This window comes from Pararhizobium qamdonense (genome assembly GCF_029277445.1).
Lineage (GTDB): Bacteria > Pseudomonadota > Alphaproteobacteria > Rhizobiales > Rhizobiaceae > Pararhizobium > Pararhizobium qamdonense.
In genome coordinates, this window is the sequence record NZ_CP119566.1 from 2,834,590 (window position 1) to 2,857,133 (window position 22,544).

A 22,544-nucleotide genomic window follows, 5' to 3' on the forward strand; every position below is an offset into this window, starting at 1 on the left:
ATATCATCCATGATGACATTGCACTGCACAAATTTCGGATGATTGCCTATATTGAACTCAAGAAGACGGAATGAGATCAGCGCAAGCGATCGGGGCCGTCAGCGGCAAGGCCAGCCGCTTCCGCTCAGAAGTGGAAAAGGCCGGCGGACCGGAAGGTTCGCCTTGTAGAATTCGGAGTGGCGCACTCCTCCTCCCAGCGCCGCTCCGATCCGATGGGCAACACTCCTCCTCCCAGTTGCTCATCCCCTCAAATGACGCCCGCTGGATCTCCTCCCCCAGCGGGCGTTATTCGTTCCGGTCTTTCATGGAACCCGCCGTTCCCCTTGGCTGCACCTTATGTGCGCATTCGCTTAAAATTTGATCAGATGCGCCAGCATAAAGCCGACAGCTATGCATTCGCCACATGGGTGCCATTCAGCATTGCCGCTACACATTCACGCCAGCCGGCATTATCTTGAATACAGCTTCAGGGCAGCGCACTCCTCCTCCCAGCGCGCCCTGATGGGATCGGCAACACTCCTCCTCCCAGGTGTCGATCAGAACAAGCAACGCCCGTCGGACCTCCTCCCCTGACGGGCGTTGTCTTTTGTTCACCCCCTCCAAAGCAAATCAGCTTTCCATAGTTAGCACCCGTGCACGCGCACAGACTTTGGCCACATGGTGGGCATCTGAATTCTGAGGCTTGCAATCGACGCATGGGTGCGATGCAGCATTGTCTCTGTAATTTTAGGGGTAAACCACCTATATTCCGACCATCAGATGAGGGCCAGCGCGGTGCTGGCAAACCTAGAAAGGACCAGCATCATGAATATCGCTCGCTCGTTCAACAATTGGCGCAAGTACCGTCAGACCTGCAACGAACTCGGCCGCATGAGCGACCGCGAACTGAACGACCTCGGCATCGGCCGTGGCGACATCCAGTACGTTGCCCGTCAGGCAGTCAAGTAAGTCTCGCAACCGGCCGGTTTTTCCGGCCAGGTGCGCAGCGACCAAACGCCCTCCGGCTCCAACCGGCGGGCGTTTTTTTTCGTCCAGATTTTACGCGCTGGTTTTACCGGTTGAACGTTCAAGCCAGCCCTGATGGCGGCGCAGATCAACCATAGCTTTCGACGCGGTGCAGCATCTGAATGCTGCCTATTTCCTTGGCAATATTGTCTGCGTGACGCCCGGCGCCGCTGGTTTGACCGTATCCTCGCCTGGGCACAATTTCGCCACAAAAAACACACCAAAGAAACAGAGAGTTAAACGGAATTTGGCACCACCAACGCCAGCGTTAACCTGTGGCTTCTTTTTCGGCATTCGCGCGAATTGCTCAGCGAAACAGCATCGCATTGCACAAACGCATAGCAGATGCATTTTCTTTGCACTCCATCTTTTCCCGCGCAAGGCGTACAAGGATGTCAACGAAGCAGGCAATCACTGCACTGCTCATTTGGTATCTCAAGGAAAAGATCATGAACCCGATTCGTATCGCAAAAAGCTGGATCAACTATCGCCGTACCGTTGCTGAACTTGGCAACCTGTCCAACCACGCCCTGACGGACATCGGCATCACCCGCTTCGACATCCGCAACATTGCTTCGCGTTCCTTCCGTTAATCGGACCCGTCCGTTGACCGGACCGGGAATGTCGAGGACCTAAAAACGGCACCATCGGGTGCCGTTTTTGATTCCGGGCCTTGCGTTGATATCATCCGCATGGAACCGGTTTCCTTCCTGCCCGCCTTGCTCTAAGAAACGGCGCATGACAGATACATCTTCCCACTCCCCCATCCATGTTATCGGCGGCGGCCTTGCCGGCTCCGAAGCTGCCTGGCAGATCGCCGAGGCCGGCATTCCGGTCATCCTTCACGAGATGCGCGGCGTGCGCGGCACGGATGCGCACAAGACCGATGGGCTGGCCGAACTGGTCTGCTCCAACTCCTTCCGCTCCGATGACGCCACCAGCAATGCGGTTGGCGTGCTGCATGCCGAGATGCGGCTTGCCGGTTCGCTGATCATGTCCTGCGCCGACAAGAACCAGGTTCCAGCCGGCGGCGCGCTGGCTGTCGATCGCGACGGCTTCTCCGATGCCGTGACGGCGGCGATTAGCAGGCATCCGCTGATCACCGTGACGCGCGAGGAAGTCAGCGGACTGCCGCCGGAAGACTGGGATCTCGCCGTCATTGCCACCGGCCCTTTGACGGCGCCGTCGCTTGCCAGTGCGATCCAGGCCGAAACCGGGGCCGATGCGCTCGCCTTCTTCGACGCCATCGCGCCGATCATCCACACCGAAAGCATCGACATGGATGTCTGCTGGTTCCAGTCCCGTTACGACAAGGTCGGACCGGGCGGTACGGGCAAGGATTATATCAACTGCCCGATGGACGAGGCGCAGTACAATGCTTTCGTCGATGCGTTGATCGCCGGCGACAAGACCGGCTTCAAGGAATGGGAAGGCACGCCGTATTTCGACGGCTGCCTGCCGATCGAGGTCATGGCCGAACGCGGCCGCGAAACCCTGCGTCACGGGCCGATGAAGCCGATGGGCCTGACCAATGCGCATAATCCCACGGTCAAAGCCTATGCCGTCGTGCAGCTGCGCCAGGACAATGCACTGGGCACGCTCTACAATATGGTCGGCTTCCAGACGAAGCTGAAATATGGTGCGCAGGCCGAAGTCATCCGGATGATCCCCGGACTGGAGAAAGCCGAATTCGCCCGCCTCGGCGGCCTGCACCGCAACACCTATATCAATTCGCCCGTGCTGCTCGACCGGTCGCTGACACTGAAATCCCGGCCAGGCTTGCGATTCGCCGGTCAGATCACCGGCTGCGAAGGCTATGTCGAAAGCGCCAGCATCGGCCTTCTGGCCGGCCGTTTTGCCGCTGCCGAGCGCAAGGGCCAGCCGCTGCCGCTGCCGCCGGAGACCACCGCCTTCGGGGCGCTGCTCAACCACATCACCGGCGGGCATATCGTCTCGGATGACGAACCGGGCAAGCGCTCGTTCCAGCCGATGAACATCAATTTCGGCCTGTTTCCGCTGCTGGAGCCCGGCGCCATTGTCAAGCCGGAGGGCGTCAAGCGCTTTCGCGGCAAGGACAAGACGGTGATGAAGAAGCAGCTGGTGGCGCAGCGCGCGCTCGACGACTGCGCGGCCTGGCTGCAGGCGGATCAACGCGCCTGAACGGGCTCGGATATCGGATGGAAACTGCCCAGCAGCCAGAGGGACACCTCGGCTGCAATGTCCGGGCTTTCGAATTCGTAGACACCATCCAGATGCGAAAAGTCGGTGAAATGCATGATCAGCCCGCGACCGCTCGTCGCGTTCCCGACATTCACCTTCCCGGCTTCGATGAGGTGGCAGACGAAATGCGTGCCATGGGCCGCCATGAAGCCGGCCTTGCCGTCGTGGAGACGGACGAAATAGGCCTTTTCATCCGCAGTCGCATGAATGGCCCGAATGGCCTCGTCCGGAAAGGCCCGCCCGAAATCAAGGATAGCGATGCCGGCATCCGGCTCGCGCCTGTCCTTGTCGGCGCGCGCTTTCATGCGCATGTAGAACATGGCGGCGATCAGAACGCAGATGATGACAATCGGCCAACCCATGACGCCGCATCCTTTTACACAGTTCATCACTATAACACGGGAGCGACCCTAAAAGGCGAACCTTGCGCCAATGTGCCGCCGCCTGATTCCAAGAGCTGATCCTAAAACCGGCACTTCTACCATCTGCCGCTTCGGGCCGCTTCCCACATCCACCATTGGCGGCGCCACTGTGGCGGCACGATCGACTGATCAAAGAGCTTTGCGCCAGCCTTTTCGGCACGATCGAAGACCGGCTCTGCCAGCGCCAATGCGGTGAACGCAGAGCGGTTCATGTGCGAAATGGAACCGGCTGCTGCCCTGGCCTTTGCCAGGTGTTCGCGGCCGAGACCGGCAAAGGCGCGGATTGCGGAGGTTACCGACTGTTCGTTGCTGCCCGTCAGGAAACTGTCGCGGTCCAGCCCGGTCGCGGCCAGAAGCTCCGCCGGAAAATAGACCTGACCACGGCGGCGATGCAGCGGCAGGAGCAGAAGCAGACCGGCAATTGTCTGGGCAACGCCGGCGTGCCCTGCCGCTGAAGCAGAATTCTGCGCATGTGCCGGATCAAGAATCAGGCTGGCCAGTTGAATGAGCGCTGAGGCCGTTTCCCCCGCATAGCCTTCGAGCGAGGCGCGGCTTTCCATCGGATCGTCATAGAGATCGAAGATGCGGGCATCGATCATGTCGGTGAGGACATTGACCGGCAGATTGTGAGCCTTGATGCAGTCCATGAGCGCCTCGGCGAGCGGATTGCCCTCGCCGCTTGTGCCAGTTGGATCCTCAAGCACGTCGCGCCACCATTGCAGCCGGATTTCGCCGGGCAAGGGTTCCCGCACGAGGTCGCGCACGCGGGCAATCTCTGCGTGAAACGCATAGAGCGCCGAAAGCGGTCCGCGTTTATCCGGCGGCGAGAGCAGGCAAGCGAGATAACGGTCGCGGTCGCTGTCACGCAGCGCGGCCAGGCTGAAATCGTAAACGGGCGGCGCAACAGGCGTGGTATTTTCCGGCATGGGCATCGTTCAAAGGACAGTGAGAGCGGCGGCGACGGCGCGGCCTTCGGCAAGCATGATATTATAGGTGCGGATGGCGGCGCCCGTGCTCATCGGATCGGATGAAATCCCGTATTCCTTGAACTTCATCTTCAAGGCGGCGGGCAATGGCCGGATATCCTTGCCGGTCCCCACCAGAATAACCTCGATATCGGCCGCTTCCTCGAAAACTCGCTGAAAATTCTCCGGCGTCAAGGGATCGCCTTCCACCATGTCCCAGCCGTAAATGCCCGAAGGCAGCATCAGCAGCGAACCGCGATGGGACATTTCGGCAAAACGGAAGCCACCATTGCCATAGCTGTCGATCGGCGCCCGGCCCGGAAAATGAGCCTGGCGGATTTCGATGGGCTTGCGCATTTACTGCACTCCCCTGGCCGTCTGCACGCCGATCCCGCCGGCTTTTTCGGCGTCACCGGGCGTGCCCTGCCCGAGCTTGAAAAGAATGAGGACCGGGCCCGCCACATAGATCGACGAGAAGGTGCCGACAGCGACGCCGAACAGCATGACGAATGCAAAGGCCTGGATCGCCTCACCGCCGAAGATGCACAACGCTGCCAGCGCCAGCATCGTCGTGGCGCCTGTGAGCACGGTGCGCGACAGGGTCTGGTTGATCGACGTATCGATCAGGATCGGCAGCGGCATGCGCGGATATCGCCTCAGATTCTCGCGGACACGGTCGTAGACGACGACGGTATCGTTGAGCGAATAGCCGACAATGGTCAAAAGCGCGGCGATGCTCGTCAGATTGAACTCCATGCCGGTCACGACGAACAGGCCGATGGTCAACAGCACATCGTGCAGCGTGGCGACGATGGCGCCCGCAGCGAACTGCCATTTGAACCGCACCCAGATGTAGATCAGGATCGCCAGAAGCGACACCAGCACGCCGATGGTGGCAGCGGTGGTGAGATCGGCCGATACCGACGGCCCGACAACTTCGACGCGGCGGAACTCGTATTGATCCTCAAGCTCGCCGCGGATCATGATCACCGATGTCTGCTCGGCATTTTCGCCGCCGTCGCGCGAATGCACCCGTACGACCACGTCCTGCGGCGAACCGAACGGCCTGACCGTGACATCGCCGATATTCAGTTCATAGAGGCGGCCGCGAATATCCTCGATATCGGCATTGCCCTCGCGCGCCTTCAGCTCGATCACCGAGCCGCCGGAAAAATCGATGCCGAGATTGATGCCGAGCGCGCCGAACAGCAGCATGCTGATGACGGACAAAATTGCCGTCAGCGAAAAGACGTAGTTGCGAATCGCCATGAAGCGGAAGGCGGCACCATCGAATATGCCGGTGCGGATCCCATCCGGCAGGGCCGTCGGGCGGCGGCGATCAACCCAGATTTCGAGCATCACACGCGTCAGCGTAAAGGCGGTGAACAGCGTGGTGACGATACCGATGGCAAGCGTGACGGCGAAGCCGCGGACTGAGCCGGTTCCGAGAAACAGCAGGATGATGGCGGCGATCAGGGTGGTGATATTGGCATCGACGATGGCCGCAAAGGCGCGCGAGAAACCATATTGCAGAGCGTCCCGCACCGAGCGGCCCTGGCGGACCTCCTCGCGGATACGCTCATAGATAAGCACGTTCGAATCAACCGCCATGCCGATGGTCAACACGATCCCGGCAATGCCTGGCAGTGTCAAGGGCAGACCGGTTGCGGTCAGAACCGCAATGATCATCACGACGTTGAGCGTGACTGCAAGGCTCGCAACCGCGCCGAACAATCCGTAGAAACCAACCATGAAGGCAATGACGAGGACGGCGCCGATGGCGCCGGCTGTCATGATCGAGTGGATCGAATCAGCGCCGCGTCCAGCCCCGATGGACCGTTCCTCGACAACGGTCAGCGGCGTCGGCAAGGCGCCGGCGCGCAACAGAAGCGCCAGATCGTCAGCGCCTTCCGTGCTCATATCCGCAGCAAGCTGGATCGTACCGTCCGTAATCGCCTTGCGCACCAGGGGCGTCGCAATGACCGCGCCATCGAGAACGATCGCAATCGTCGTGCCGGAACTATCGGCCGTCGCCTGCGCAAGCCGCGTCGTGCCATCCGGCCCAAGCCGCAGGTTGACGACGGGATTTCCCGACTGGGCATTGACGGCCGACCGGGCGTCGGTGATGTCATTGTTGTCGATGATGGGCTGACGGCGCAACAGATAGCCGATCGGCGGGTCATCGGCCGAATAGAGAATTTCAGAATTGACCGGCGGCTGGCCGTTGACCGCGTCCTGCACCGGCATCGACATATCGATGCTGCGAAAGGACAGAGCCCCCGCCTGGCCGAGAATGAATTTGACCTGCTCTGGATCATAGCGCCCGGGGATCTGGACGATGATCCGGTCGCCACCCTGCCTGCGGATTTTCGGCTGCAGGGAGCCGAGTTCCGTCAAACGGCTGTGCAGAACCGCGATCGCGCTATCGGCCGTTGCTGCGATCCTGTGGTTGATGCCCTCGTCAGTGATGGCAATCGAGAGCGTTCCGTCCGGCGACGTGGTGATGGTGACTTCGTTGAAGTCGGACTTGGTCAAGCCGGCAGCCTTGACCAGATCGGTCAAAGGCTTGAGTGCCGCGCGCGCCGCGTCAGCCTGGGCAGGGTCGCGAAGGCGAAGCTGGATTGCCTGGCCCGTTCCCGAAAGCCCGGAATAGCCGATGCCGGCAGCGCGAAGGCGCGTGCCGACATCGTTGATCACCGCTTCGAGCCGCGCCTTGACGACATCGTCCCGTTCGATCTTCAGCGTGATCTGCGATCCGCCCTGAAGATCGAGGCCGAGCATCATCTGCTTCTTGGGAAGCCAGTCCGGCAGGCTGGCCAGCGTCGCGGTCGGTACCGCGTTGGGCACAGCCACCAGAATGCTGAACAGCACGACGAGCCAGACGATGATGGTTTTCCAGCGGGAAAAATACGGCATGAAGCTCTCGAAGGTATGTCGTTACAAGGTGGCCAGTGTGCCCGGCCCCCCTGCAAGCTTATTCCTTGACAGGTTCGCCCTTCACACGGACTTCGGATACACCACTGCGTACCACACGAATCTTCACGCCGTCAGCAATTTCGACTTCAAGTTCACTGTCATCGACGACCTTCGTCACCTTGCCGAGAATTCCGCCACCGGTCACGATCTGGTCGCCACGGCGGATGTTCTTCAGCAGTTCTTCGCGGCGCTTCATATTGGCGCGCTGCGGACGGATGATCAGGAAGTACATCACGACGAAGATCAGCAGGAACGGCAGGATCGACATGAGAATATCAGCGCCGCCGGCGCTTGCGCCGGGTGCCGTCTGGGCGAATGCCTCGGTAATGAACATCAATCACTCCTTGAATGCAGTTTGGCGGACGGATGCCCGCGTTTCGGATCGCCGGACTATAGGAAAGGCTGATTTCAATGCAACAACAGACCAACCGGCTTCTGTCTTCAGCCTCATACATGAAATCGGTCTCAGGAGAAGCCCTTTCTACTGGATTTCACGCCTTTTACCGTTAGATCAGCCATGCTACCGGACAGTTCGGCCCCACAGCCAAAACCACAATCATTCTTGGGGAAGTTCACATGCAGGATACGAAAATCGACCTTCTGATCGCCGAGATGCGCAAGCTGTCTGATGCAATCGAGCGGATCGCCGGTCCCGCCCCTGCCGTCAACGACTGGGATGCCGCCGAATGCTTCGTCTGGTCCCCCCAGCGCCTGCATCTCCAGCCGGTCGTCAAGCCGAACCGCGTCGAACTCAAGCTCATTCAGAGCGTCGATCATGTCCGCGATATCCTGTTCGACAATACGCTCAGATTTGCGCAGGGTTTTCCGGCCAACAACGTGCTGCTCTGGGGCGCGCGCGGCATGGGTAAATCGTCGCTGGTCAAGGCGGTCCATGCCAGCGTTGCGGCGGATGCCGGCGTGCGGTTGAAACTGGTCGAGGTGCATCGCGAGGATATCGCGACGCTGCCCACCCTGATGGAGATCCTCAAAGCCGCACCGGTTCCGGTCATCGTCTTTTGCGACGACCTGTCCTTCGATCACGATGACACGTCCTACAAGTCGCTGAAAGCGGTTCTCGATGGTGGCATCGAGGGCCGTCCGGCCAATGTTCTGCTCTATGCGACCTCCAACCGGCGCCATCTCTTGCCGCGTCACATGATGGAAAACGAGCAATCGACCGCCATCAATCCCTCCGAGGCCGTCGAAGAAAAAGTGTCGCTGTCGGACCGTTTCGGGCTCTGGCTCGGGTTCTACAAGTGCAGCCAGGACGATTATCTGGCGATGATCGACGGTTATGCCGCTCATTTCGGGCTGGAGACCGATCCCAAACAGCTGCATGCGGATGCATTGGAATGGAGCACGACACGCGGCGCGCGCTCCGGCCGCGTCGCCTGGCAATTCATCCAGGACCTCGCCGGGCGCGCGCAGAAGAAGATCGATCTGGTCTAAAGCGCTTCATCGTCAGCCGGAAGCGCGCCAAAACGCAGAAAAGCCCCGAAACGGGGCTTTTCCTGTGCTGATTAATGGCGCCAGGAGCGGCTATTCGAGGAAGGTCGCCGGGTTGACCGCAGCGGCGTTCTTGCGCACTTCGAAGTGAACCTGCGGCTGCGTTGCCGTGCCGCTCATGCCGGATGCAGCCAGCGTCTGGCCGCGCTGGATCTTCTGGCCGCGCTGAACTTTCAGCTCAGACGCATTGCCATAGACCGTGACCGTGCCGTCGTCGTGGCGAACCAGGACGGCGTTGCCGAGTTCCTTCAGGCTGCTGCCGGAATAGATGACCACGCCATTTTCGGCTGCCTTGATCGGCGTTCCCTCGGGAACCGAGATGTTGATGCCGTCATTGCGGTTGCCTTCGACATTGGCACCATAGCCGGCGATGACAGCGCCACGCACCGGCCAGCGGTACTTGCTGATCCCGGTTGCCTTCGGCGACGCCTCGGTCGTGTCCTCCTTCGAGGCAACTTCCGTCACCGACTGCTTGGCGACCGGCGCGGTGTATTCGGCAGGCTTGCCGCTTTCCGCCTTGGCAACCTTCGCCTCGGCCTTTTTCGGAACGGAAGCCGTGACGACCTGATCGGCGCCTGCGGCATTGCCGCCTGGGATTTTCAGCGTCTGGCCGATACGGATTGCAGCACTGGTCAGGCCGTTTTCCTTGCGCAGGGCATCGACCGACACGTTGTTAGCCTTGGCGATCCGGTTGATGGAATCGCCCGCCTTGACGGTGTAGGTGCCGCTCTGCCCGTTGCCGTCGCCCGAAACCGGCTGCTTGCCGGCAGCCATGTCGGTACGGTTGACGCCCTTTTCGCGGGATTGGGACTGTCCGGGAAGGATGGCCACATCGCGGCTGTCCGGCTGCACCGGAATGTTCTTCTGCTTGTCGACATCGAGGCTGGCGGCGGCATCCGATGCGGACGCCTTGGCAGCACTGCTGGCAACGCCGAAGGTCGGGATCAGAATGCGCTGGCCGGGCTCAGCCTGCGACGAAGATGTCAGGCCGTTTGCCTTCAGGATTTCCTTTTCCGGCACGCCGAACCGCTTGGAGAGCGTGGCGACCGTATCGCCTTGGCGAAGCAGGACGGCCGGCGCATTTGCCGTGGACCATCCACCCTTGGATGTCGTCGCTGTCGTGACTGGATCGGCATTGAGCTTCCGCTCAGCCTTCGCCGTTTCGCGGGCCGATGGGAAAGGCTGCTGCAGCGAGGTATCGCGCGCCTTTGCGGTGGGCTCGGTAAGAACGCCGCGCTGGACGTTGATCGGCGTAGAGGCTTCACGAGCCCGTGAAACCGGCATCGATGCGGTGTTCACCGGATCAGGGAACGGCTGATCGACGGCATCCTGTCGATTGTTCGCCGCCGGCGCCATCGCCATGCCGCCACCCTGCACATCGTTGCGCGGAACGGGGACATTGTTATTGGGAACGGAGCTGGTCGTTAGATTATCGGACTTCGAAAAAAGCCCGCCAAAGCGGCTCGCATCGGAGCTGCATCCTGTCGCGACACTTGCCAGCAAGACCGCTGCAAGCAGGCGAACAGCGGATTTTCCCACACTCGACGAAACTCTCATACGCATGACACTTTACCCACTTGGAACACAACTCGGTGTAAAATGATTAAAACGCATTAGAGTTACCGCGCAGTTAAAACGCCCCCCCGGCACCCATATTTTTTGATGAATTGATAACCATGATCGCCGCAGCCGACTGAACCAAGCCTGGCTTGCCCGGGGAAATGCCCATGCAGACAAGCCACGGACTGGCGCTGACGCCTTATGATCAAAGGGCTTCCGTATTAACCAGCGCCCGGCCCCGAGAGCCCAGGAAGCTTTGCATTTGCGGTTTTTATACGGGGATCAGAAATTTTCGCGGTAGAATTTTTCTATCCCGGAGACGGGGCTACGGGTCTGCGTGACATCCTCGTAGCTGATGGTGCCGGTGTCCCAGCCGAACATGTCGCCGGTGACCATGCCGGCGGTCGGCTGCGTCGAAGTCAGTTCGGACTGTACCTTGTCCGTGTCCAGAAGAACGCTGACCAGCGTCTGGAATGCCGCTGCGCCATCGATGCCACTTTCGTCATTATAGGCGACGGAGCGGGCGCCGGCGATGGCCGCATCCCTTGTGCCGAAATAGCGAAGGCTGTTTTGATCTTCCGGCCGAAGGTTGTCGTAATATTCGATGAAGGCGCGGTAATAGGCTTTGTGATCGCCTGTTTCGCTATATTTGCCGAAAGCCTGGTATTCGCGTGCGGCAAGCTGCGGTGAGAGCTGGTTGCTCCACTCGTCCCGCGTCAGTGGCGGATATTTTTCCTGAACCCGCTTGGTGCGGCCGAGGAACAGCAGTGCTTCCGCCGAAAGCGAGACACGCGAGGAAGGATCATAGCCGCCCACTGGCAAGACTGCTGCGCCGCCGTCCTCCCGGTTGCCCGATGCGCCCGGCGCGCCTGCGCGGCCGGCAAGATTGTTCAGGCCGTCGCCGGTGGCTGCCGAGGTCAATCTGTTCGCGATCTGCATCTGCCGTCTCCTGCGTTTTGACGCCCGGACCGGAACTGACATATACGCTTCCGCTCAGAGGTCAGCTCATCGGTATGACTATGGCGTACAGACTTCGGTTAGGCTCCGAAGCTTGCGCGAAACTGACCAAAGTTAACGGAGGGTTAACACTCTGTTTCTGCAGGAATAAATCACCGGATAAGCAGCCGTGAGCGCGCACAAATTTCCGCTTTGCCCGGCAGCCGATGGAATCGGCCTGCATTCAAGGCGATTGCCCGAAGCTTCCCGGACGCTCGTCATGCCAAAGGCAGGATATCTGAACTTACAGGAATGAAGCGACTTGCGGCACGAAGGGCAGGTAAGGCGCCTCGAACAGGTCCTCGCGGTCGAAGCGGCTGCCGGTGCGCGTCAACCGGACGATCCGGCATTCTGTTTCGCTCATCATGATCGGCACGATGAGAATGCCGCCGGAAACGAGGTGATCGGAAAACACCCGCGGCAGGCTGGAGAAGGCGGTGGTCACCAGGATGCGGTCGAAGGTCCCCTCGCCCGTCGGGCCGATGCTACCATCGGCGTGACGGACGATGACGTTGCGGATGCCTGCTTTTTCGAGGTTGCGCTGGGCGCCCGTCGCCAGTGTCTTGTAGCGCTCGATCGTCAGCACGCGCTCCGCCATCCGCCCCATGACGCCGGCTGTAAATCCGCTGCCGGTGCCGACTTCAAGCACGCGCTGGCCGGATTTGACATTGAGGCAATGCAACAGCCGCACGGCAAAATCGAAGCCTTCCATGAACGACCCGCAATCGAGCGGTACCAGCCGCGAGGAATAGGCGTTTTCCTGGTATTGCGGCGGCGTGAATATCGATCGCGGCGTCTGCTCGACGGCGTTGAGCAATTCCTTGCTGGAAATGCCTTCGGCCCGCAGGCGCAACACCAAGGCGGCAAATCCCTCCTGCTCGATGACGCGCGGGCTCAATCGGCCTCTCCGTCAAGAAGCGCTCGGGCGACCCGGTCCTGCACGGCATAATCCGTCAGGTCGAGCTTCAACGGCGTCACGGAGATCTTGTTTTCGCGGATGGCATGAATATCGGTCCCTGCCCGGAAATCCCCAAAGCGCTCGCCGAAACGCAGCCAGAAATACGGATGGCCGCGCCCGTCGGAGCGCTCGTCGATCGTCAGGCCGAAATCGAGCTTGCCCTGGCAGGTCACTTCGGTGCCAGTAACCGCATCAGCGGCACAATTGGGAAAATTCAGATTGAGGAATGTCCCGTCGGGCAGATCCAGCGTCATCAGCTTTTTCAAAAGTTTTGGCGCATGGGTTTCCACGACATCCCAGGGAACGATGCCGCCGTCCGTATGGCGAAACGCCTGGCTCAACGCAAACGAACGGATGCCCTGCAGCGTGCCTTCGATGGCACCGGCGATCGTCCCGGAATAGGTGACGTCATCGGCCATATTGGCGCCGACATTGACGCCGGAGAGGATGAGGTCCGGCTTGATGTCGAGAACCTTGCGCACGCCCATAATGACGCAATCGGTGGGCGTGCCGCGCAGGGCAAAATGCTTTTCCGAAATCTGCCGCAGCCGCAAGGGCTCCGACAGGGTCAGGGAATGCGCAAGGCCGCTCTGGTCCGTTTCCGGCGCCACCACCCAGACGTCGTCGGAGAGCGTGCGGGCAATCCGCTCGAGAACGGCAAGGCCCTCGGCATGGATGCCATCGTCATTTGTCAGCAGAATTCGCATCTTAACCCCTGCCGCAAGACGCGGCTCAACCGGCCTTTTCGATCTTCGTGAGGCCGCCCATATAGGGCAACAATACCTCCGGGATGGTTACCGATCCGTCTTCATTCAGATAGTTTTCGATGACGGCGATCAGGGCGCGGCCGACGGCGGTGCCGGAGCCGTTCAGCGTATGAACGAACTTCAGCGCTTTGTCGTCCTTGACGCGGTAGCGCGCGTTCATACGCCGCCCCTGGAAATCGCCGCAGACAGAGCAGGACGAAATTTCGCGGTAGGCATCCTGTCCAGGCAGCCAGACTTCCAGATCATACGTCTTGCGGGCACCGAAACCCATGTCGCCGGTGCAGAGCGTCATGACGCGGTAATGCAGGCCGAGGCGTTTCAGCACTTCCTCGGCGCAAGCCGTCATCCGCTCATGTTCATCGATCGAGCTTTCCGCGTCGGTGATCGAGACAAGTTCCACCTTGTTGAACTGATGCTGGCGCAGCATGCCGCGCGTATCGCGGCCAGCCGAGCCGGCCTCGGACCGGAAGCATGGCGTCAGCGCCGTGAAGCGCAGCGGCAGCGTGTCGGCCTCAAGGATCTGCTCGCGCACCATATTGGTCAGCGGCACCTCGGCTGTCGGGATCAGCCAGCGGCCATCGGTGGTCTTGAACAGGTCCTCGGCAAATTTCGGAAGCTGGCCGGTGCCATACATGGCCTCATCCCGCGTCATCAGCGGCGGCTGGACTTCGAGATAGCCGTGCTCGCTCGTGTGCAGGTCGAGCATGAACTGCCCAAGCGCCCGCTCAAGGCGCGCCAGCTGGCCCTTGACGATGGTGAAGCGCGAACCGGCAATCTTGGCAGCGCCCTCGAAATCGAGCCAGCCAAGGTCCTCGCCAATTTCGAAATGTTCCTTCGGCTTGTGGTTCCAGCCCGGCTTCTGGCCAGAGGTATGCTTGACCACGTTGCCATGCTCGTCGCTGCCGACTGGCACATCGTCGAGTGGAATGTTGGGAATGCTGGACAAGGCCTCGATGAGGGCGGCGTCCGTCAGCCGGTTTTCCTCTTCCAGCGCCGGCATCGTGGTCTTCAACTCGGCCACTTCTGCCTTCAGCGTGTCGGCCAGCGCGCCGTTCTTCTGCGCCATTGCAGCGCCGATCTCCTTGGAGGCGGCATTGCGGCGCGACTGCATGTCCTGCAGCGACTGGACCAGGGAACGGCGCTTTTCATCGAGTGAAATCAGTGCGGCCGACAGGGGCTCCGCGCCGCGCTTTGCCAGTGCGGCGTCCAGGGCTTCGGCATTGTCCCTAATCCATTTGATATCAAGCATGGTCGTTCAGGTCCTGATCGGTCTTGGTAAAGCTATGACCCGAACGCCTCGGCTGATACTTCTGGTATCAGCCGGCGTTTTCCTCCGCCTCGGCAAGCTCGCGCGCAGCAGCGTCGCGCGCCCGTTGCCGCTCGATGAGTCGGGCCGTGTAGATGGAAATCTCGTAGAGAAGGATGGCTGGCAGGGCAAGGCCGATCTGGGAAACCGGATCCGGCGGCGTGAGGATTGCTGCAGCGATGAAGGCGATGACGATCGCGTATTTTCGCTTTTCCTTCAGGCCATCAGCCGTCACGAAACCAACGCGCGCCAGAAGCGTGGTGATGACAGGCAGCTGAAACACCAGGCCGAATGCGAAGATCAGCGACATGATCAGGCTGAGATATTCGGAGACTTTGGGCAGAAGCTGGATCGACACCTGCCCGTTGCTGCCATCCTGTTGCATGGCCAGGAAGAACCACATGACCATCGGCGTGAAGAAGAAATAGACAAGGCAGCCGCCCATGATGAACAGCAGCGGCGATGCAATCAAAAACGGCAGGAAGGCCGCGCGCTCGTTCTTGTAAAGCCCCGGCGCCACGAACTTATAGACCTGCGAGGCGATCACCGGAAACGCGATCACCAGCGCGCTGAACATCGCCACCTTGATCTGGGTGAAGAAAAATTCCTGCGGCGCCGTGTAGATCAGCTCGACCGAACCATGATTGAGCCCTGCCCAGTCAACGGCCCATTTGAAAGGCTGGACCAGGATATTGAAGATGCCCTTGGCAAAATAGAAGCAGACAAGAAACGCCACGAAAAATGCGCCGACCGCCCACATCAGGCGGGCGCGCAGTTCGATCAGGTGCGCCATCAGCGGCTGGGGCTTGTCTTCAATATCGCCGCTCATGCGTCACCTTTTTTCTTCGTCGTCTTGGCAGCTGGCTTGTTCACAGCCGGTTTCACATCGCCGGCAAGAACCGCTTTCGCCCGCTTTGCCGGTGCTTTGGCAACCGGCACAACAACGGCAGCGGCGTCAGCAGCCACAATCTTCGGCTTGGAAACACGCTTGACCTTCGGCTTTTCAGCCTCTGCTGCCCGGTTCAGCTGCTTGGCTGCGGAAGCGACAGCGGCGGCGGCAACCGGATCGACTTTCGGCTGTTCTGCGGGAACGACGGCATCGGCGGAAACTTCAGCTGCAGCCGGCACATCCGGTTGCGCCGCCGGCTTGCTCTCGGCGGCCGTTGCCTTTTGCAGATCGGCCTTGATCTCGTTGCCCATCTGCCGCAGCGGGTTCATCGCCTCGCGGATGGTGTGGGCCGGATTGAGCTTTTGAGCGTCACTCAACGTCTTTCGCACGTCGTCGAGATCGGCCTCCTTGAGCGCTTCATCGAACTGCTGGCGGAAATCATTCGCCATGCCGCGCATCTTCGTCATCATCTTGCCGAAGGTTCGTAACATGGGCGGAAGGTCTTTCGGCCCCACCACGATGATCAGAACGATCGCGATAACGACAAGCTCGGTCCAGCCGACATCAAGCATTCTCAGGAACTCCACAAAACCGAAGGCGACAGGGCCCGCCCTTAAAGGTCAGGCCCTGAACAAAATGCATGATCAGCGGACTTCGTCGGATTTGTGTTCGACGGTCTTGCCATCGACGCCCTTTTCGGCAGCCGCCGCTTCGTCGTCCGTCATGCCCTTCTTGAAGCTCTTGATGCCCTTGGCAACGTCGCCCATCAGTTCGGGGATCTTGCCACGGCCAAACAGCAGCAGAACCACGACGAGAACAATCAGCCAATGCCAAATACTAAAGGAACCCATATTCTTACTCCCTTGAAGCCTGTAACCCCGATTTAAGATGTTCAACCATCTTTTTCAAACAGCAATTCATTTCGCTGGTTAGCGGAAAGGTGCGCGTCGCGCAATCCTTACAGCGAGACTGAGGCGGCGATAGAGCCAACTGCCGGAATATCGAAGCTTTCCAGCGCATTTTACCGTATGCTCACGGGGACGTGACCGGAAAACGGTGGAAAGAGCAGGATCAGAACACGGCGCTATCAGCCGTCCCCGCCCGATGGCGGCAAAAGCCCGAGTTCTTCCAGATCGAGCTGCGTGATCGGATCCTCGTCATCGCCAAAACCATCGTCGCCGAGCGGAACCGGGATCTGGAAATTCGCAGGAATGCGGCCGGAAAGCAGGCCGGCCCCCTTCAACTCCTCAAGACCCGGAAGATCGCGCAGTTCCTCCAGCCCGAAATGGTCGAGGAAATCGCGCGTGCTGCCGAATGTCACCGGCCGCCCGGGTGTGCGGCGCCGTCCGCGAAAGCGGATCCATCCAGCTTCCATCAGCACGTCCAGCGTGCCCTTGGAGGTCTGGACACCGCGAATATCCTCGATTTCGGCCCGCGTCACCGGCTGATGATAGGCGATGATCGCCAGAACCTCGAGGGCTGCGCGCGAGAGCTTGCGCACCTCGTTTTCGTCCGCCTGCACCACGAAGGAGAGATCGGCGGCCGTGCGGAACGCCCAGTAATCGGCAACCTGCACCAGGTTGACGCCCCGGCCGGCATAGATGGATTTGAGCCGCATCATGATGCGCCTGACGTCTGCGCCTTGCGGCAGGCGGGCGGCAATATAGCCTTCGGAGACCGGCTGGGCCGAGGCAAAGACCAGGGCTTCGGCGATGCGCTCGGCTTCGAGTTCGATGCGCGGATCAAGCGTCATCTGGGCTGAACCGCCGTCTTCTTCGTTTTCGATCATTCCCGGCAGGCGCTCTTGCGGCTCAATCACGCCCCGCCTCCATGGCCGCCAGCCCTTCCGGCGTGAGCGGGTTCGGTCCCTGGCGCAGGTAGATCGGCGCGAACGCCCCGTCCTGACGGATTTCGAGCCGCCCTTCCCGCACCATTTCGAGCGAAGCGGCAAAGGAGCTAGCGATGGCCGTTGCGCGCTCCTTCGGGCTCGTCATGTAGCGCAGCAGGAAATGATCGAGCGCCGTCCAGTCGACCATGTCGCCGATCAGCCGTGCGAGAACGAGCCGGGCATCGGCAAGCGACCAGACCTGCCGCTTCTCGATCGTCACCTGCATCACCGCCTCGCGCTGGCGCAGCGACGCATAGGCATTGAGAAGGTCGTAAAGCGAGGCTTCGAACGCGGATTTTTTTTCGACCGGAATATGTTCGGGCGCGCCACGGGCAAACACATCGCGGCCAAGCCGGTTTCTGTTGATCAGCCGGGTCGCTGCCTCGCGCATGGCTTCCAGCCGCTTTAGCCGGAAAGCCAAAGCAGACGCCATCTCCTCGCCGGACGGCCCCTCGTCCTTCGCCTGCTGGGGAATCAGCAGACGCGATTTCAGGAATGCGAGCCAGGCGGCCATCACCAGATAATCGGCGGCAAGCTCCAGCCGGATGCTGCGGGCGCGCTCGATGAAGGCGATATATTGCTCGGCCAGCGCCAGGACCGAAATTCGCGAGAGATCGACGCGCTGGTTACGGGCAAGATGCAGCAGAAGATCCAGCGGACCTTCAAAGCCGGCGATATCGACGACAAGCTCTTCCTCGTGCAGGCCGCGATCGGAGGGCTCGTCCTGCCACAGCGGATCCATCGGCGCTTTTGCGGCCGGTTTCTTCTGCATGTCGCCGGCGTTGCTCACGATACCCCTGCCCCTGAAATCAGCGCATGCCCCTTAAGCGATGGTCAGCATGCCGTTAAACTCGTCGCGCAGCGCTGTCTCGTCCGAAGCGTCGGGCCTGGCAAAACCAGCCTCAACCGCCTGCACACGGCGCAACCGGTCTCCGGCGATAACCGGCACGACCCGCGCGACCTGATCCATTTCATCCATGATGCCATGGCAATGCAACACCAGATCGAGCCCGGCAGCGATAATACCGCGTGCGCGCTCCTCGATATTGCCCGCCAGCGCGTTCATCGAGACGTCATCCGACATCAGCAAGCCGTCAAAACCGATATGGCCGCGAATGACGTCACGGACCACTTTGGCCGAGGTTGTCGCGGGATTGTGCGGATCGATCGCGGTGAACACGATATGGGCGGACATGCCCATCAGCTCGTCCTTCATCGCCACGAAAGGCAGAAAATCGCTCTTCGCCAGCTCTTCGAACGGCACATCGACCACCGGCAGCTTGTGATGCGAATCGACAAACGCCCGGCCATGACCCGGCATATGCTTCATCACCGGCAGCATGCCGCCAGCTTTCAGACCGGCTGCCGCAGCAGCACCGATTTCGGCAACGGCGTGCGGATCATAGCCATAGGCGCGATTGCCGATCACCTCGCTGCTCCCCTCGATCGGCACGTCCAGCACCGGCAGGCAATCGATGGTGATACCCAGCCGCATGAGGTCGAACGCATGCAGGCGCGACATCAGCCAGGCGGCGCGCAGGCCCTGCTCGCGGTCGCGGCGGTAGATTTCGCCGATCGCCGCGCCATTCGGATATTGCTGAACGAGCGGCGGGCGGATGCGCTGGACACGGCCGCCCTCCTGGTCGATCAGCACCGGCGCATCGGGATTGCCGATACTGTCGCGCAGTGACGCCGTCAGATCAGCGATCTGGCTGGCTTCGCCAATATTGCGTCCGAACAGAATGAAGCCCCACGGACGCTCGTCCGCAAAGAAAGCCTTTTCGTCGGGGGTGATGGTCAGGCCTTTGCAGCCTGAAATGAATGCTTTTGATTCGCTCATGCCGCATGATAGCCGCAGCTCTGATGGCGGCGAAAGCCGGTTTCTTGTATTGCCCGACCTTCCACAGCGATTGCCGCTTATGCGGACATGCAAAAGGCGCGGCTGGTGGCCGCGCCCTTCATCGTCTGGCAGTTCAATCCGAGATTATCGTGTGACCAGGCAGCTGCCACCGGCGCTCTTGTACTGGGCGCACATCGCATTGGCGGCATCGCGGGAACCGGCGGGAATGCGGACCCGGTAGTAGGTGCCCTTGCCCGCAATGTCAGCCTTCTTGATATCGACACCCTTGCCGCCGATCACGCTGCCGAATTTGCCCGAAAGCGTCTTGTAGGACGTCTGGGCTTCGGCCTCAGACGGCAGCGACGCGATCTGGATCACATAGGTGCCGGGTGCAATCGAGGCTGTCTCGACCGGCTTTTCCGCAGCGGCAGGCTGGGTTGCGGCGATATCGTTCTTGAATGTATCGACAACCTTCCGCTCGGCCACCGGACGCGTCTGCGGTACCGCTTCGGCACTTGCCACATCCGTCGTCTTGACGGAGCGAACCGGTGCGGTTTCATCGACGGTTGCGGCGGCGGCCTCTGCGAGAGCGCTCTTTTGCCCTTGCTCGGCCAGCTGTTCCACCACCGGCTGCGACCTTGGCGTCGAGGCGGTTTCGATCGGCGCAGCCACGGTCGTCGTCCGGACGACATTGATCTGCGGATCGCCGCTATTGGCAGCCACATTCGTCTGCGGCTCAGGCGCCGGCTCCTCGCGGGCCACCAGCGTACCATCCGGCTTGACGATCATCGTGCGCACCTTGCGGGGCGAGACGGCAGGCGTCTGTTCAGCATCGGCCGTGCTGGCCGTCTGTCCATCCGGCAGGAGACGTTCATCGCCGTCTTCCTCCGCCTGCATCAAACCGGGAAGCTCGTTATCGGCACCGTCTAGCGGCATATTTTCCGGCGTCAGCGTGCGCTGAACCACATCGATCGGCTCCTCGGTCGAGGAGACCAGCGTGCCCTGCTGGGGGGTGGTGTCCTGCGCACCGGCGACACGGTCGTAAACGGCCTTGTCCTGGTTCGGAACAGTCTTGCCGCCCTTTTCCACCGGCACCATCTTCACCGGCGACTTGTCGGCAAGAATGATTTTCGGCTCGCCGCCCGAGAGCGCAGAACCGGTGCCGCCCATGAAGGCATAGACCCCGACGCCGCCGAAGATCGCCAGACCGGCAACGGTCGCGGCCAGCAGCGCCAGGCGCCGCCGTCCCGAGCCCCGGCCCTCGTCGTCATAATCATTGTTGGCGGCATAGCCGGAACCGACGGCCAGGCGGTCGGAAGACGGGTCATTGTCCTGCGGCTGGTTGAGCGAGCGGCGGAAATCCTCTTCCATCGCCTTTTCGAACTCATCGAAATCCTCTTCGACGCGGACATTGGACGCCTGAACCGGAGCCGCCGCCTGTGGAGCATGGGACCCGCGATCGACGCTCTGGGCATTGCGGCCGGGTGCGGCAAACAGCTGGGCCATTTCGGCATCGATGTCGAGATCGTAGTCGGTATGCTGAACGAGCGGACGCTCCTGCTCGACAACGGGCAATTGCGGAACGTTGAGGTCGGTGATCGCCGTCAGTCCCTCTTCCGTTTCCGAAATCATCGACGGATCGAATGCCAGAGCGCTTTCGGGCTCCTCGCGAACCTCTTCCACGGCCTCCGGAACATAGCGCTCCGGTGCGGCAACGGGAATGGCGGCTGCCACGGCCGGTGCCGCAGCAACAGTCTTTACGGGCGCTGCGGCGGTTTGCACGACGGCCGGTATGAGTTCCGGCGCTGCTAATTCTGGCGCCGCAAATTCGGCGACATCAAATTCGGAAGGATCGATATCGAGGTTGATATCGGACAGATCCAGTTCGAACGTGTCGAGATCGAATTCCGGCTCAGCGTTCACAGCCGGCTTCAACGCTTCGGCAGCTTCAACGATCACCGGTTGGACGGCAGCCTCTGCCGGCCGGTAGACGGCCTCAGCGGCAGTCGCCATGACAGGCGTCGCCACGACAGCGGCAGCCAGCGGCGTTGTATAGGCCTTCTGAGAGGACGCGCCACCACTGGAGGCAACTGGGGTCGCGCGGCTGAATGTCGGCGTAAACGGGTAGTTGACCTTGCGCGCGACCTCCGCTGGAGAGGCAACCTTCACCTCGGCTGCGGGCGGGACTGGGAAACGCTCGATATCGGCTAGGAGAGCGTCGATACCATTGGTATCAGCCGGCGAAATGACGACATTGCCGGAGACCGGCGTATCCTGCCATTCCGGCAATTCGGTCTGCATCAGAACGTCTGGCTCGACGGCGGCCTGCGTGGCAGGCGGCGTGTGCACGGGCTCAACCGCAACCGGGGTCTCGATAGTAACAGGGGTCTCGATCACGGGAGAAGCAACGGCCGGTTCAACACCAGCGGGCGCGGCGATATCTGCGATCGCAGCAGCGGAAAAATCCGGCTCCGGCTCGTCATGCGGCGCCCGCACTGCACTCGCTTCTGCATGCGCTGCCTCAACCTGTGCGTCGTCGTAACCGATCGACAGCTCAAGTTCGCGCTCCAGGTCCGTGGCGTCAAAATCGGGCGCAGTCCACTGTTCGACCGCCCAGCCAGCGTCCACTTGCGGGACAGGTTCGGCAATTGGGGCAACCGCGACGTCATGGACGGGGGCGCTTGCCTCGACAGCGATGCTTTCCGCGTAAACTGGCACATCGACAGCAACCGGCGCGATGTTTTCGGCAGGCGTGAAAGCCTCGACACTGGGAGCAGCGATTTCTGCAGCCTGGAATTCTACGACAGGCGGCTCGGCCGGATATTCCGGCGCTGCAGGCTGTTCGTCCTGCGCGGGTGCAAAGGCCAGAGGCGCTTCGACAGCCACAGGCTCGGCAACATGATGCACAAGCTCTTCATGAAGCACGGGCTCTTCATGATGCACGGGCTCTTCGGCCCGAACAGGATCGACGGCATGAACTGCCGGCGCAACCTGCGGCGCATCGTAGAAATCGAATTCGCGCAACAGCTCGTCCTCGAGATCGAGAACCGGCTCCCGGCTCACCATCTCGCGATGCCGTTCGAGTTCCTGCAGCTGCTGGACTGCGGGCCGATTGTCATAGCCGACGATGCGGGCGAGTTCGGCCAATGGATCATCATCCGCCAATACGCCGAAATCCGCAGCCCCGCTTCGTGCCAATTGTTTCTCTGCCATCCGCTCCACTCACAAGTACTAGCCAGTCATTGC

At 60.9% G+C, this 22,544-nt stretch carries 21 protein-coding genes; 4 read left to right on the forward strand and 17 right to left on the reverse strand.

Annotation, left to right across the window (positions count from 1 at the left end; translation table 11 throughout):
• Positions 1 to 804: 804 nt before the first annotated feature.
• From PYR65_RS13750 to trmFO, 3 genes are all read left to right on the forward strand, one after another.
• Positions 805 to 948 carry a DUF1127 domain-containing protein gene (locus PYR65_RS13750; protein ID WP_068955544.1) on the forward strand — a complete coding sequence of 48 codons (144 nt, stop codon included), beginning with the start codon at positions 805 to 807 and terminating at the stop codon, positions 946 to 948.
• 506 nt (positions 949 to 1,454) lie between these two features.
• Positions 1,455 to 1,598, forward strand: a complete 144-nt coding sequence (locus PYR65_RS13755) for a DUF1127 domain-containing protein (RefSeq protein ID WP_081927849.1) — start codon at positions 1,455 to 1,457, stop codon at positions 1,596 to 1,598.
• Positions 1,599 to 1,743: 145 nt separating this feature from the next.
• The gene (gene trmFO, locus PYR65_RS13760) at positions 1,744 to 3,165 is read left to right on the forward strand and encodes a methylenetetrahydrofolate--tRNA-(uracil(54)-C(5))-methyltransferase (FADH(2)-oxidizing) TrmFO (RefSeq protein ID WP_276118407.1); all 1,422 of its coding nucleotides are present in this window, start codon (positions 1,744 to 1,746) and stop codon (positions 3,163 to 3,165) included.
• Here the strand turns inward: trmFO and PYR65_RS13765 are convergent.
• The 5 genes from PYR65_RS13765 to yajC form a co-directional block, all read right to left on the reverse strand.
• Positions 3,153 to 3,587 (reverse strand): hypothetical protein, encoded by a 435-nt coding sequence (locus PYR65_RS13765; protein WP_276118408.1) that lies wholly within the window; start codon positions 3,585 to 3,587, stop codon positions 3,153 to 3,155. The two genes, trmFO and PYR65_RS13765, sit on opposite strands and share 13 nt — an antisense overlap.
• 116 nt (positions 3,588 to 3,703) lie before the next feature.
• A complete protein-coding gene (locus PYR65_RS13770) occupies positions 3,704 to 4,573 on the reverse strand; it encodes a phytoene/squalene synthase family protein (RefSeq protein ID WP_276118409.1) in 870 nt (289 codons plus the stop codon).
• Between the two features lie 9 nt (positions 4,574 to 4,582).
• Positions 4,583 to 4,969, reverse strand: a complete 387-nt coding sequence (locus tag PYR65_RS13775) for an Mth938-like domain-containing protein (RefSeq protein ID WP_276118410.1) — start codon at positions 4,967 to 4,969, stop codon at positions 4,583 to 4,585.
• Positions 4,970 to 7,528: a protein translocase subunit SecDF gene (gene secDF / locus PYR65_RS13780; RefSeq protein ID WP_276118411.1), complete on the reverse strand. Its 2,559-nt coding sequence runs from the start codon at positions 7,526 to 7,528 to the stop codon at positions 4,970 to 4,972. It lies immediately after the preceding gene.
• Between the two features lie 58 nt (positions 7,529 to 7,586).
• Positions 7,587 to 7,922, reverse strand: coding sequence for a preprotein translocase subunit YajC (gene yajC / locus PYR65_RS13785; RefSeq protein WP_060638234.1), 336 nt, complete (start codon positions 7,920 to 7,922; stop codon positions 7,587 to 7,589).
• Between the two features lie 242 nt (positions 7,923 to 8,164).
• Here yajC and PYR65_RS13790 point away from each other — a divergent pair, with 242 nt between their 5' ends.
• Positions 8,165 to 9,037: an ATP-binding protein gene (locus PYR65_RS13790; RefSeq protein WP_060638235.1), complete on the forward strand. Its 873-nt coding sequence runs from the start codon at positions 8,165 to 8,167 to the stop codon at positions 9,035 to 9,037.
• A 90-nt stretch (positions 9,038 to 9,127) separates the two neighbouring features.
• Here PYR65_RS13790 and PYR65_RS13795 read toward each other — a convergent pair whose 3' ends face one another.
• From PYR65_RS13795 to PYR65_RS13850, 12 genes are all read right to left on the reverse strand, one after another.
• Positions 9,128 to 10,657, reverse strand: coding sequence for a peptidoglycan DD-metalloendopeptidase family protein (locus tag PYR65_RS13795; protein ID WP_276118412.1), 1,530 nt, complete (start codon positions 10,655 to 10,657; stop codon positions 9,128 to 9,130).
• Positions 10,658 to 10,936: 279 nt separating this feature from the next.
• Positions 10,937 to 11,593, reverse strand: a complete 657-nt coding sequence (locus PYR65_RS13800; protein ID WP_060638237.1) for a hypothetical protein — start codon at positions 11,591 to 11,593, stop codon at positions 10,937 to 10,939.
• Positions 11,594 to 11,894: 301 nt separating this feature from the next.
• Complete coding sequence (locus tag PYR65_RS13805; protein WP_407951327.1) at positions 11,895 to 12,509, reverse strand: protein-L-isoaspartate(D-aspartate) O-methyltransferase; 615 nt, start codon at positions 12,507 to 12,509, stop codon at positions 11,895 to 11,897.
• A 35-nt stretch (positions 12,510 to 12,544) separates the two neighbouring features.
• On the reverse strand, positions 12,545 to 13,315 hold the full coding sequence (gene surE / locus PYR65_RS13810; protein ID WP_276118413.1) for a 5'/3'-nucleotidase SurE: 771 nt from the start codon (positions 13,313 to 13,315) through the stop codon (positions 12,545 to 12,547).
• 25 nt (positions 13,316 to 13,340) lie between these two features.
• Positions 13,341 to 14,624, reverse strand: a complete 1,284-nt coding sequence (gene serS / locus PYR65_RS13815; protein ID WP_276118414.1) for a serine--tRNA ligase — start codon at positions 14,622 to 14,624, stop codon at positions 13,341 to 13,343.
• A gap of 67 nt (positions 14,625 to 14,691) precedes the next feature.
• Positions 14,692 to 15,510 carry a twin-arginine translocase subunit TatC gene (gene tatC, locus PYR65_RS13820; protein WP_060638241.1) on the reverse strand — a complete coding sequence of 273 codons (819 nt, stop codon included), beginning with the start codon at positions 15,508 to 15,510 and terminating at the stop codon, positions 14,692 to 14,694.
• The gene (gene tatB, locus PYR65_RS13825) at positions 15,507 to 16,142 is read right to left on the reverse strand and encodes a Sec-independent protein translocase protein TatB (protein WP_276118415.1); all 636 of its coding nucleotides are present in this window, start codon (positions 16,140 to 16,142) and stop codon (positions 15,507 to 15,509) included. Before tatB ends, tatC begins: the two co-directional genes overlap by 4 nt.
• A 72-nt stretch (positions 16,143 to 16,214) precedes the next feature.
• Positions 16,215 to 16,421 (reverse strand): twin-arginine translocase TatA/TatE family subunit, encoded by a 207-nt coding sequence (locus PYR65_RS13830; RefSeq protein ID WP_060638243.1) that lies wholly within the window; start codon positions 16,419 to 16,421, stop codon positions 16,215 to 16,217.
• A 236-nt stretch (positions 16,422 to 16,657) separates the two neighbouring features.
• A complete protein-coding gene (gene scpB, locus PYR65_RS13835; protein ID WP_276118416.1) occupies positions 16,658 to 17,389 on the reverse strand; it encodes an SMC-Scp complex subunit ScpB in 732 nt (243 codons plus the stop codon).
• A complete protein-coding gene (locus PYR65_RS13840) occupies positions 17,382 to 18,230 on the reverse strand; it encodes a segregation and condensation protein A (RefSeq protein WP_060638244.1) in 849 nt (282 codons plus the stop codon). The genes scpB and PYR65_RS13840 overlap by 8 nt, the downstream gene beginning before the upstream one ends.
• Before the next feature lie 51 nt (positions 18,231 to 18,281).
• Positions 18,282 to 19,298 carry a beta-N-acetylhexosaminidase gene (gene nagZ / locus PYR65_RS13845; RefSeq protein ID WP_407951237.1) on the reverse strand — a complete coding sequence of 339 codons (1,017 nt, stop codon included), beginning with the start codon at positions 19,296 to 19,298 and terminating at the stop codon, positions 18,282 to 18,284.
• A gap of 144 nt (positions 19,299 to 19,442) precedes the next feature.
• A complete protein-coding gene (locus PYR65_RS13850) occupies positions 19,443 to 22,511 on the reverse strand; it encodes an SPOR domain-containing protein (RefSeq protein WP_276118417.1) in 3,069 nt (1,022 codons plus the stop codon).
• Positions 22,512 to 22,544 lie beyond the last annotated feature (33 nt).